The organism is Uruburuella suis, assembly GCF_004341385.1.
In the GTDB taxonomy this organism is placed as follows: Bacteria; Pseudomonadota; Gammaproteobacteria; order Burkholderiales; family Neisseriaceae; genus Neisseria; species Neisseria suis.
The window spans coordinates 9,999-20,282 of sequence record NZ_SLXE01000036.1; the positions used below are offsets into that span (position 1 = coordinate 9,999).

Below are 10,284 nucleotides of genomic sequence, written 5' to 3' on the forward strand. Positions count from 1 at the left end.
CGGCCAAACCTTTCAGACGGCCAAACCTTTCAGACGGCCAAACCTTTCAGACGGCCAAACCTTTCAGACGGCCAAACCTTTCAGACGGCCAAACCTTTCAGACGGCCAAACCTTTGCAAAATCGCCCTTTTCGTCGCTCCTGCGCAGGCAGGAGCCCAGCCTGAAGCGCAGCTTCAGTTGTCCGGCAAGGCAGTCGCCATCAACACGAAAACAATCAAATAATTTGATTTTATAGAGAATTTTTTACTTTCTGAAATGTGCGAAGCAAACAAAACGCTGCTTTGCACCAGGCACCCGCCTGTGCGGGTGCGACAGATATCTGGTTTGCAAAGGCCTCGGCCAAACCTTTCAGACGGCCTATACAGATATCGAAACGCTGTGCTATCGTGTTTGGCCATAATAAACAAAATGATTGCTTGAAATGACACACATTCTTCCCCTGCACCCGCCCGCTTTTGCACGCCTGCCCGAGGCTTTCTACAGCCGCGTGTCGCCCGAGCCTTTACACACGCCTTATTGGGTGGCGCAAAATCATGTGCTGGCCGCCGAAATCGACATGCCGCTTGCAGATTTCAACGATGACATGCTGGCTTATCTGAGCGGCAGCGCCGCGCATTATGATCCCGCGCCGATTGCTTCGGTGTATAGCGGCCACCAATTCGGCGTGTATGTGCGCCAGCTGGGCGACGGGCGCGCCATGCTGCTGGGCGAATCGAGCGATGCGCAAGGCCGCGCGTGGGAATGGCAGCTCAAAGGCGCGGGCAAAACGCCTTATTCGCGCTTTGCCGACGGCCGTGCGGTGTTGCGCTCGTCGATACGCGAATATTTGTGCTCCGAAGCCATGCACGGCTTGGGCATTGCCACCACGCGGGCGCTGGCGCTCACCGGCAGCCACGATGCGGTGTATCGCGAAGAGCCGGAAACCGCCGCGATTGTTACCCGCATTGCGCCGAGCTTTATCCGCTTCGGCCATTTCGAATATCTTTACCACACCGGCCGCCACGAGCAGCTGGCGCCGCTGGCCGATTTTCTGATTGCACGCCATTTCCCCGAATGCCGCGCGGCCGAAAACCCTTATTTCGCCCTGTTTCAAGAAATCGCCCGCCGCAGCGCCGAATTGGTGGCGGCCTGGCAGAGCGTGGGCTTCTGCCACGGCGTGCTCAACACCGACAATATGTCGGCGCTCGGCCTCACCATCGATTACGGCCCTTTCGGCTTTCTCGATGCTTACGACCGCCGCCATGTGCCCAACCATTCCGACACGGCCGGGCGCTATGCGTATAACGAGCAGCCTTATGTGGTGCATTGGAACTTGTCGCGGCTGGCTTCCTGCCTGCTGCCGCTGGTGTCCGACAGCGCCTTGATTGACGAATTGGAGCGCTTTCCCGAGCTTTTTCAGACGGCCTATCTGAATAAAATGCGCGCCAAGCTGGGCCTGCAAACCGAGCAAAAAGGCGATGATGAATTGGTGGCCGATATGTTTACCGCGCTGCAAAGCCGCAAAGTGGATTTCACGCTCTTTTTCCGCCGCCTGGCCGATGTGGGCAATGTGCACGGCGAGGCGCTGCCCGAAGATTTGATGGCGCTGTTTCACGGCCCTGCCGAATCGTTTCACGCCTGGATAGGGCGCTATCGCGGCCGCCTGCGCGCGGAAAACAGCGATGCCGCCGAACGCAAAGCGCGCATGAATGCGGCAAACCCTTTGTATGTGTTGCGCAACTATCTGCTTGAGCAAGCGATTGCGTTGGCGAAAAACGGCGATTTCCGCGAAATCGACCGCCTGCACCGCTGCCTGCAAAACCCGTTTGAAGAAAAACAGGAATTTGCCGATTTTGCCGAAACGCCGCCCGATTGGGCAGGGCAGATTTGCGTGAGCTGCTCGAGCTGATTTGAAAACAGAAATATTTTAAAAGGCCGTCTGAAACCTTGTTCAGACGGCCTCTTTTATATATCGCGGCCAAATAAAAATCATATTGGCGCGCCCGTTTTTGCCACGCAACAAAATATCCGTTGCATGTAAAAATCCAATTTCCGATTGGAGGCGCTGCTTAAAAATTGTACAATCTCCACCTTTCCCACTGAATATCCGGCCATTATGCAAATCGGCGCTTATTCCGTTGACACGCCCATCGCGCTTGCACCGATGGCTGGCATCACCGACAAGCCTTTCCGCCAGCTTTGCCGCACATTCGGTGCCGGCTGGGCGGTGGGCGAAATGCTCACCAGCGACCCTTCGCTGCGCCATACCCGCAAAACCCTGCGCCGCAGCGATTTTGAAGGCGAAGAGGGCGTACGCGTGGTGCAGATTGCCGGCAGCGAGCCGGCGCAATTGGCCGAGGCCGCGCGTTATAACGTGGCGCAAGGCGCGCAAGTGATCGATATCAATATGGGCTGCCCCGCCAAAAAAGTGTGCAATGTGCTCGCCGGCAGCGCTTTGCTGCAAAACGAGCCGCTGGTGGCCGATATTTTGAATGCAGTGGTCAAAGCGGTGGATGTGCCGGTTACCCTGAAAACCCGCTTGGGCTGGCACGACGATCACAAAAATATCCATGTCATCGCGCAAATGGCCGAAGCGGCCGGCATTGCCGCGCTGGCGGTGCACGGGCGCACGCGCACGCAGATGTATAAAGGCGAAGCGGCTTATGATTTGATTGCCGAAGTGAAAAGCCGCGTGCAGATGCCTGTGTGGGTGAACGGCGACATCACTTCGCCGCAAAAAGCCGCCGCGGTGCTGAAACAAACCGGCGCAGACGGCATGATGATCGGGCGCGGCGCGCAAGGGCAGCCTTGGCTGTTTCGCGATGTGAAATATTTTGCCGCACACGGCGAGTTGCCCGAACAATTGAGCTTGGCTGAATGCAGCGCAACCGTGTTGCAACACTTGGCCGCCATGCATGATTTTTACGGTGAGCCAGCCGGCGTGCGCATTGCCCGCAAACACATCGGCTGGTATCTCGACCCGCTGCCCGGCGGCGAAGCGGCGCGGCGCGAAATCAACCGCCTCGACAGCGCAGCCGCGCAATACGATGCGGTGGCGGCATTTTTGGCGCAATTGCCGCAACATGCCGATGTTTGGGCATGTGTTTATCGTTGAGGCCGTCTGAAAAGCGGTGCGAAAAATAAATAGGCTTATTTACATTCCATATACAATACAGCCTGTCTATATGCACTTTTGCTTTGCTGAGCTGTTTTAGGCTCTGTAATTCGTATTGTGATGGAATTTCTCGACTGAATTGTTATGTGTATCGTATATATTCAAGCGGGTGCAATGTGCATTCAAGCGAATAGTGGATTGGGCGGGTTGCACTTTGCTGGTTTGGCTTTTCATGAAACAAAGGCAGGTATTTAACTTTTATCCATAAATTATGCCGCTAAGATTTTCTTGAACGGCTTGTTTGGAGCTGCAGGCTATACTGAAAAATTGAAAAACAGCTTCCATGAGTTGTGTGATGCAGGGCATGGAAATATTAAGGGTAAAAATGAAATATCGCAGTGAAATTGACGGTTTGCGCGCGGTGGCCGTGTTGCCGGTCATTTTTTTTCATGCCGGTTTTTCTGTGTTTCAGGGCGGCTTCATCGGTGTGGATGTGTTTTTTGTCATCAGCGGTTATCTGATTACCAGCATTTTGCTGAGCGATATGGAAGCCGGGCGGTTTTCACTGGCGAGCTTTTATGAGCGCCGCTTCCGCCGGATTTTGCCGGCGTTATTTTTTGTGATGCTGGCCACTTTGCCTTTGGCATTGATGTGGTTGATGCCGTCTGAATTGAAAGCTTACGCGCAAAGCTGGGTGGCTGTGGCGTTGTTTTCATCCAATATTCTGTTTTGGTTGACCAGCGGTTATTTTGAAACCGCTGCTGAATTGAAGCCTTTGCTGCATACTTGGAGCTTGGGTGTTGAAGAGCAGTTTTATGTGTTTTTTCCGCTATTGTTGATGTTGTTGTGGCGGCGCGGCCGGCGATGGCTGTTGCCGGCTTTGCTGCTGGTGGCGTTGGGCAGCTTGGCTGCATCACAATGGGGCGCGCACGAATATCCTTCGGCGGCATTCTACTTGTTGCCATTTCGTGCTTGGGAGTTGCTGGCCGGCGGTTTTGTAGCTTTTTATTACAAACGCCATGATCGTTTGGCGCAAAATCCGCAGCTGAACCAATGGGGCAGCCTGGCTGGTGTGTTGTTGTTGGCGGTGGCGGTGTTTACTTTCCACCGCCATATGCCGTTTCCGGGTTTTAGTGCATTGGTACCGGTGTTGGGCACGGTGCTGGTGATTATGTTTGCCACGCCACAAACTTGGGCTGGCAAGCTTTTATGCAACAAGCTTATGGTGCAGATCGGGTTGATTAGCTACAGCGCTTATTTGTGGCACAATCCGCTGTTTGCTTTTGCACGGGTGCGCGCCGAATTTCATTTGGAATCGCCACTGCTGATGCTCGCTTTGGCTTTTTTATCGCTGGTGTTGGCCTATTTCACCTGGAAATATGTAGAAGCGCCTTTTCGCAGCAAAGAGCGTTTTAACCGTCGCCAGATTTTCAGCATGAGCCTGCTGGGCAGTGCCGGTATTATGGCATTGGGTTTGGCCGGGCATTTTTATTTTCAGGCCAAAGAGCCGAAAGTGGATTACCGTTGGAGTGAGTTTGCGCGTCAGCATGAATGCCTGATTCAAGATGATCATGCCGATACTCAGGCTGAGAGTTGCTATGTGCAGGGGCAGAATATGGTGCTGTTGTGGGGCGACAGCCATGCCGCTTCACTGTATCAGGGCTTGCAAGGCTTTGCTGATGATTATGAAATTTCACTCAGCCAGCTTAATCAGTCTGCCTGCCCGCCTTTGCTGGGCTTGAAACAAGCTGATTTTGAGCGGAAAAATTGCACGGCGATTAACCAACGGATTATAGATGATATTGGCCGTTACCGTTACAATACGGTGATTCTGCACAGCATGTGGTTTTTTGAGCGCGTGCCGGTGGCGTATGATGATATCAGCCGCTCTTTGGGCGAAACCATTCGCAGCATTAAAAAAGTGTCGCCGCAAAGCCGGGTGGTGGTGGTGGGCAATGTGCCGCGATGGTATATTTCTGCCGAGCGCGCTTATGTCAAAACGCTGGCTGCCCGGCCGCAAATTGAGCCTGGGCAAGCTTTGCAAAGCGGCGCGATTGTTTTGCCGCAATTGGAGCAGGCTTTGCGGCTGGCCACCGAGCAAAACGGTGCGGTGTTTATTGCCCCTTCTGCTTATTTGTGCGCGCCTGGAGCAGCTGAACACCGTGATTGCTTGTTGTCTGTTGACGGTAGTCGTGAAGGCATGGCCTATACGGATAGCGGCCATTTGTCAAAACAGGGTGCAGATGCCTTGGTGCAGCGTATGGCTCCGCAGCTTAAAGAGGCTGTTGTGCCATAATACCTGCAGGCATGTTTTTATATGCCGATTCAGGCGGCTTTAGGTTCAGATGGCTTAGGCGGCCTGGATTTTATATTTCATCACTTGGCAATATTTTGCTCAAAGTTGGGCGTGCCGATAAAAGCCGTCACCATGAGTTATTCAGAGCCTCCTTTTTAAGATAGCAAGGCGGGTAACGCCGTTAGGTTGTTTTTTGGTTGGCTATAATGGGGATGTGATGGTGTCCGACATCAGAACTATTGCAGAGAGCTGATGTGTTTTCTAGTAAACAGGCTTTCAGACGGCCTGCTGATAACGAGAACAATAAAGAAAATAATATGCCGAATAAAACTCATGACATTGCCGACTGTGTGTCGCACAATATCCGCCAATATTTCAAAGATCTGGATGGCGAAACCCCGTGCGGCGTTTACGATATGGTGTTGCACCAAGTTGAAAAGCCGCTGCTCGAATGCGTGATGGCCCAGTGCGGCGGCAACCAGTCGAAAGCCGCAGCGGTGCTGGGGCTCAACCGCAATACCTTGCGCAAAAAATTGGTGCAGCACGGCTTGATCGATTAAGTCGGGTTGGCCGTTTCCACTCACTTGTATCTGCATATTAAAGGAACGATGATGGCAGCAGTAAAACGAGCATTAATCAGCTTGTCCGACAAAACCGGCGTGGTGGATTTTGCCCGCTCGCTCACCGACTTGGGTGTTGAAATCCTTTCCACCGGCGGCACTGCCAAATTGCTGGCCGATGCGGGCGTGGCCGTGATTGAAGTGGCCGACTACACAGGCTTCCCCGAAATGCTCGACGGGCGCGTGAAAACGCTGCACCCGAAAATCCACGGCGGCATTCTCGGCCGCCGCGACCTGCCCGAGCATGTGGCCAAAATGGCAGAGCACGAAATCGGCAACATCGATATGGTGTGTGTCAACCTTTATCCTTTTGCCGCCACCATCGCCAAGCCCGGCTGCACGCTGGAAGATGCGATTGAAAACATCGATATAGGCGGCCCCACCATGGTGCGCTCGGCCGCAAAAAACTGGAAACACGTGGCCATTATTACCGACAATGCCGATTTTGCTGCCGTGATTGAAGAGCTGCAGCAAAACGGCGGCAAGCTGGGCGACAAAACCCGCTTCAATCTTTCCCGCAAAGCCTTCAGCCACACCGCCCAATACGACGGCATGATTTCCAACTACCTCACCAGCCTTTGCGACGACAAACTCACGGGCGAACCGGAGGTGGGCACCTTCCCCGGCCAAATCAACGGCAGCTGGAAAAAAGTGCAAGATTTGCGCTATGGCGAAAACCCGCATCAAGAAGCCGCTTTTTACCGCGATTTTTATCCCGCCGCCGGCAGCTTGGCCGCTTATGAGCAATTGCAGGGCAAAGAATTGTCTTACAACAATATTGCCGATGCCGATGCTGCCTGGGAAGCCGTGAAAGCCTTCGAGGAGCCGGCCTGCGTGATTGTGAAACACGCCAACCCTTGCGGCGTGGCTGTGGCTGCCGACACCTTGAGTGCCTACAAATTGGCCTTTGCCACCGACACCACCAGCGCCTTCGGCGGCATTATCGCCTTCAACCGCGAAGTGGATGCCGAAACCGTAGAAGCCGTGACCGGTCAGTTTCTCGAAGTGTTGATGGCACCGAAATTCACCGATAAAGCCAAAGAAATCATTGCTGCGAAGAAAAACGTGCGTGTGTTGGAAGTGCCGCTTTTGGCCGGCGCCAACCGCTTCGAGCTCAAACGCGTGGGCGGCGGGCTGCTGGTGCAAACGCCCGACATCCACCGCATCCGCCGCGAAGATTTGACCGTGGTGAGCAAGCGCGCGCCCACCGAGCAGGAATGGCAGGATTTGATGTTTGTCTGGAAAGTGGCCAAATATGTGAAATCGAATGCGATTGTGTTTGGCAGAGGCGGCCAAACCTACGGCATTGGCGCCGGCCAGATGAGCCGTGTGGATTCCACCCGCATCGCCGCGCGCAAAGCGGCAGAGGGCGGCTTTGATTTAAACGGCGCCTGCGCGGCCTCGGATGCGTTTTTCCCGTTTCGCGACGGCATTGATGTGATTGCCGAGCAGGGCATCAAAGCGATTATCCACCCCGGCGGCTCGATGCGTGATCAGGAAGTGTTTGATGCGGCGGATGAACACGGCATCGCCATGGTGCTCACCGGCGTGCGCCATTTCCGCCATTGATTCAATGCATACATAGATTTGATTGAATGAAAAATAAAGGCCGTCTGAATGTTTTTAAGCATTCAGACGGCCTTTATTATTTTAGTGCTTGAAGTTTGACGCCTCATTGGTAAGATGTAGTGCGCTGTAGTGGCCGACGTCTTCATGCTCGGCGAGCGGGTGCAAAATGGCTCAATGCTTTTCAGGGTGCTTGCAAAACGCACATAAAGAGCATGATAAAAAGCCGATGATTGAATATATTTTAGTGCTTTGGCATTGTTGTTTATTGTTATATCATGCGGGCTACATGATTTTTGCGGCGTTTGTCAGATGCTTGATATCATATGAATGTCATAATAATGATGTAAAGATGATAAAAACAACAGCCGGCAACAGGCCGGGCGGGCGGTATGGCTCAATCTGGATAAGCGGCATGTTTTCTTTTTTAAGCGGCATGCGCTCTTTTTCGACAAGCAAAAAGCCGCTCAAAATAAGCCGCCTGTTGATGAGTTAAGCCGATTATCTTGTTTTTAGTCAGATGGGTAAGCATGCAGATTATGATGACGCCGCAAGACATTCAAGAATGTTTAAACGCTATTCTTGGGCTGTGACGGATCGATATAACGAAACCAAACCGGCCTGATACCACTCTATTTAAGATAAACAGATTATTTACCAGTTGAGAATATACCCATGAGTTTTTCACAAGCCGAACTGACCAACGCTTTGCGCCTGTTGTCTGAGCGTTTGCCCGAGTTTTCAGAGCCGCAGGCTCAGATCTCCCGCTTGTTGCGTGTGGTAACCGAGCGCTTGAGCGGCAATCTGAATGAAAGCCTGAAGGAATTCGGCATCAACGAAAACCTGTGGTTTGCCGTGATGGCCGTGTATGTGAGCCCCGACAGCGAAATCCTGCCCTCGCGTTTGAGCGATTTGATGGATCTCACCCGCACCAGCGCCACCCGCCTTTCTGATGATATGGTGGAGCGCGGCTGGGTGGAGCGCCACATCAATCAGCAAGACCGCCGCCAAATTGTGCTAAAATTAACCGCTGAAGGTGAAGCTTTTATCCAGAAGGTGTGGCCGCAGATTGCCAATCGCGACCAAAACGTATGGGAAGCTTTCGCGGAAGAAGATTATGCCCAATTGCACCACTTGCTGAGCAAACTGCTGACCCGTTTGGGCGGCTGATTTCCGGCAACAGGCAGGGCAACACACAGAGCCCGAAATGAAACCGATATTACCCATGCGTGGGTTGGGGCTGTTGGCATTATCCATGCTGACAGCCTGTGCCCAATTCGGTAACCAAGCGCCGTTGGATGCTCCAACGGCGTATTCGTTGCCACAAGGTTCGCAGCCGCAAGCCGCGAAAGCTGATTGGTGGCTGGGCTTGGGCGATTCCATGCTCAACCGCCTGATGGCGCAAACCTTGGCCTCTTCACCCGATTTGCGTGCCGCCCGCGCCCGTTTTGCGCAAGCGCAGGCGCAATTAGGCATTACCGAAGCGGCCGACAAAACCCAAATCGGCCTAGTGGGGCAAGGGGTGGGCGCTTATGTTGCACCCAAGCCCACCGCCACATATGGCCACCCCGACCACACTTTGTGGCTGGCTAATGTGGCTTTGCAAGGCAGCTGGTCGTTTGATTTTTGGGGCAAAAACCGCGCCCAGGTGGCCGCAGCCATCGGGCAGCGCCAAGCCGCGGTTTATGAAGCCGAGCAAATCCGGCTCACGTTGGCACAGGCGGTGGCGGCGCAATATTTTGCCTGGCAGGCTGTCAATGAGCAGCAGCGTTTGTTGCAACAGCGCATCGAAGCGGCCGCCGAGTCGGAAAAAATCCTTAAGCAGCGCATCCGCGCCCAATTGCTGCCGGCCAGCGCCGCTTATCCGGCCGAGCAGGCGCAGCAGCTTTTGCAGGCGCAGCAATTGGTGCTGGCAAGAAATGCGGCGCGCATCCGCCACAGCTTGGCGGTGTTGAGCGGGCAGGCGCCTAATGCACTTGACGGCCAAACACCCGCCGTACAAGGCAGTCCGCCCGTGTTCTCCGCTGGGAATATTAAAGCTGATCTGCTCGGCAAACGCCCGGATATCGCTGCCCAGCGCGCGCTGTTGCAATCGCGTTGGCAGAATATTCAGGCGGCCAAAGCTGAATTCTATCCCAATATCGAATTGAAATTATTGGCAGGCTTTGCGCATATTGATGCGTTTAATCTGTTGAGCGGCAGCAATTCAGGCATGCTGGGCATTGTGCCGGCCATCAATCTGCCGATTTTCACCTCGGGCGCGCTGCAATCGAAGCTGGCTTACCGTAATGCTGAATATAATCAACAAGTGGCGCTGTATGACCAAACGGTGTTAAATGCGATGCGGGCAGCAGCCGATGCGGTGAGTGATTACCAAACCTTGCAGGCTCAGGCGCTGTTGCAGCAACGCGCGGCGCTGACCTCAGCCAAAAACGCAGCCGCTGCGCGCCGGCGTGTGGCGGCTCAAATCGATAATCCGCTCGCTTATCTGCAAAAACAAGACGAAGCTTTGCAGCAGGCGGCTCAGGCCGTGCAGGTGCAAAGTGATTTTTTAGTTGCCTGGAGCAATGTGCACGCGCAGCTTGGCGGCGGCTTCAAAGCGGAATAACACCAAACCTATAGATTCGGCAATTAAATATTGAAATTTCAACATTAATCCCCATTTCTCCCCAATGGAAAAAGAAGACGGAAGAAAACTTGCAGCCGAA

At 53.7% G+C, this 10,284-nt stretch carries 8 protein-coding genes; 7 read left to right on the forward strand and 1 reads right to left on the reverse strand.

Going from position 1 to position 10,284, the window contains the following annotated elements:
- The first annotated feature begins 421 nt into the window (after nucleotides 1-421).
- The 5 genes from EV680_RS10595 (at nucleotide 422) to purH (ending at nucleotide 7,579) form a co-directional block, all read left to right on the forward strand.
- The gene (locus EV680_RS10595; RefSeq protein ID WP_132954713.1) at nucleotides 422-1,888 is read left to right on the forward strand and encodes a protein adenylyltransferase SelO; all 1,467 of its coding nucleotides are present in this window, start codon (nucleotides 422-424) and stop codon (nucleotides 1,886-1,888) included.
- A gap of 207 nt (nucleotides 1,889-2,095) precedes the next feature.
- On the forward strand, nucleotides 2,096-3,094 hold the full coding sequence (gene dusB / locus EV680_RS10600; RefSeq protein ID WP_132954714.1) for a tRNA dihydrouridine synthase DusB: 999 nt from the start codon (nucleotides 2,096-2,098) through the stop codon (nucleotides 3,092-3,094).
- Between the two features lie 385 nt (nucleotides 3,095-3,479).
- Nucleotides 3,480-5,390, forward strand: a complete 1,911-nt coding sequence (locus tag EV680_RS10605) for an acyltransferase family protein (protein ID WP_132954720.1) — start codon at nucleotides 3,480-3,482, stop codon at nucleotides 5,388-5,390.
- 317 nt (nucleotides 5,391-5,707) lie between these two features.
- On the forward strand, nucleotides 5,708-5,950 hold the full coding sequence (locus tag EV680_RS10610; protein ID WP_132954715.1) for a Fis family transcriptional regulator: 243 nt from the start codon (nucleotides 5,708-5,710) through the stop codon (nucleotides 5,948-5,950).
- Between the two features lie 51 nt (nucleotides 5,951-6,001).
- Nucleotides 6,002-7,579 (forward strand): bifunctional phosphoribosylaminoimidazolecarboxamide formyltransferase/IMP cyclohydrolase, encoded by a 1,578-nt coding sequence (gene purH / locus EV680_RS10615; RefSeq protein WP_132954716.1) that lies wholly within the window; start codon nucleotides 6,002-6,004, stop codon nucleotides 7,577-7,579.
- A 330-nt stretch (nucleotides 7,580-7,909) separates the two neighbouring features.
- On the opposite strand, the gene EV680_RS11965 is transcribed toward purH, so the two are convergent.
- Nucleotides 7,910-8,047: a hypothetical protein gene (locus tag EV680_RS11965; protein ID WP_165870941.1), complete on the reverse strand. Its 138-nt coding sequence runs from the start codon at nucleotides 8,045-8,047 to the stop codon at nucleotides 7,910-7,912.
- A 204-nt stretch (nucleotides 8,048-8,251) separates the two neighbouring features.
- Here EV680_RS11965 and EV680_RS10620 point away from each other — a divergent pair, with 204 nt between their 5' ends.
- The gene (locus tag EV680_RS10620) at nucleotides 8,252-8,746 is read left to right on the forward strand and encodes a MarR family transcriptional regulator (protein WP_132954717.1); all 495 of its coding nucleotides are present in this window, start codon (nucleotides 8,252-8,254) and stop codon (nucleotides 8,744-8,746) included.
- 37 nt (nucleotides 8,747-8,783) lie between these two features.
- The gene (locus tag EV680_RS10625) at nucleotides 8,784-10,184 is read left to right on the forward strand and encodes an efflux transporter outer membrane subunit (RefSeq protein WP_132954718.1); all 1,401 of its coding nucleotides are present in this window, start codon (nucleotides 8,784-8,786) and stop codon (nucleotides 10,182-10,184) included.
- The last annotated feature ends 100 nt before the right edge of the window (nucleotides 10,185-10,284 follow it).